We start from the raw sequence: 1,151 nt of genomic DNA on the forward strand, positions 1-1,151 counted from the left end.
GGGGCGGGCGGTCAGGGGACGACGACCGAGGGCCTGCGCCCGAACCTCGCCTCGCCCGGCCCGAGGGCGGCGAGGTCGTCGAGGAGTTCGCCGAGTGCGGCGAGGATGGCTCGCTCGTGGCGCGTCTGCTCCTCGGCGGGGCGCTGCGCCGCGGTGTTGCGGGGGTGTGGAAGGTTCGGCACGGCGGACTCCTCACGGGTGGCGGGTGGGGCTCTCAGGTGAGTTCGGGGTGTCCGAGGAGCTCGGAGAAGCCGGCGGGCAGTTCGGTCACGAGGGCGTCGAGTTCGCTGTCGTCGACGGCCCCGGCCACGGTCCGCAGGACGGCGGAGGCGTCCACCGCGGCCTCGTCGACGGTGGTGTCCCGTGCTTCGGCGAGCCGGCCGAGGAAGCCTTCGGCGGTCCAGCTGGCCGCTTCGGTGTCCGGTTCGGGGAGCACCAGGTCGCCCAGTCCTTCGGGGAGTTGGTCGGCCAGGGCCTCGGCGGAGGCCGTGCCCAGCAGTTCGCCGAGCAGGCCGAGCACGGTGGTGACGGCCTCGTCCGTGCCGTCGTCCTCGTAGCCGCCCGTGTCGTGCACCAGGCGGAGGAATTCCTCGTGTTCCATGACGCGTCCCCTCGTGCGTCCGGACGGACGGTGGTCAGCCGGGGTCGGGCGGGTCCTCGTCCTCGGTCTGCCGGCCCTCGGGTTCCTGTTCGGCCACCGGGGTGCCCGCCCGTACGGTCTTCACGGTCGGTGTCCGCCGGTCGTCCCGGTCGCCCCGTTCATCCCGGTCGCCCCTGTCGTTGCGGTCGCCGTGGTGTTCGTCGGCGTGGTGTTCGTCGGCGTGGTGGCCGGGCACTCCCCCGGCGCCGCCCTGCGGGATGTCCTCCATGGCTCCTCCCCGGGTGGTTCGGTCGCGGAGTACCGGTCTCGCCTGCCCGGCTGCCGAGCTGGCGAAACGCCGTCCGGTGCGCGTCGGCCCGGCGGATCCGGGTTCCGCCCGGGCCGGGTCGGCAAGAAGCCCGACAGCCCGTCCCCCCGACGGAGCCCGACAAGGTGTCCCGGACGGATGGCCAGCCGCCCGGGACGGTCGGACCGGTGTCGGACGCGGCCTCGTCCACGGACGGCCCGCCGGCAGCGGTGCGAGCAGGTCCGCCGGGCCGGTGCGGACCGG

Annotated in this window: 3 protein-coding genes; all 3 read right to left on the minus strand. The window is 75.0% G+C overall.

The features are described from left to right. Positions 1-11: 11 nt before the first annotated feature. From ABZ641_RS38700 to ABZ641_RS38710, 3 genes are read right to left on the minus strand one after another with little or no spacing between them, the layout of a single operon-like run. Positions 12-182, minus strand: a complete 171-nt coding sequence (locus tag ABZ641_RS38700; protein ID WP_359989386.1) for a hypothetical protein — start codon at positions 180-182, stop codon at positions 12-14. A gap of 32 nt (positions 183-214) precedes the next feature. Then, positions 215-601, minus strand: coding sequence for a DUF2267 domain-containing protein (locus ABZ641_RS38705; protein WP_359989387.1), 387 nt, complete (start codon positions 599-601; stop codon positions 215-217). A 34-nt stretch (positions 602-635) separates the two neighbouring features. Beyond that, positions 636-869 carry a hypothetical protein gene (locus ABZ641_RS38710; RefSeq protein ID WP_359989389.1) on the minus strand — a complete coding sequence of 78 codons (234 nt, stop codon included), beginning with the start codon at positions 867-869 and terminating at the stop codon, positions 636-638. Positions 870-1,151: the final 282 nt, after the last annotated feature.

Source organism: Kitasatospora sp. NPDC007106 (assembly GCF_040634455.1).
Taxonomy (GTDB): domain Bacteria; phylum Actinomycetota; class Actinomycetes; order Streptomycetales; family Streptomycetaceae; genus Kitasatospora; species Kitasatospora arboriphila.

Excerpts from the sequence above, each read along its gene's own strand:
- ABZ641_RS38710 (WP_359989389.1), bottom strand. The coding sequence starts at position 869 with ATGGAGGACATCCCGCAGGGCGGCGCCGGGGGAGTGCCCGGCCACCAC.
- ABZ641_RS38705 (WP_359989387.1), bottom strand. The coding sequence starts at position 601 with ATGGAACACGAGGAATTCCTCCGCCTGGTGCACGACACGGGCGGCTAC.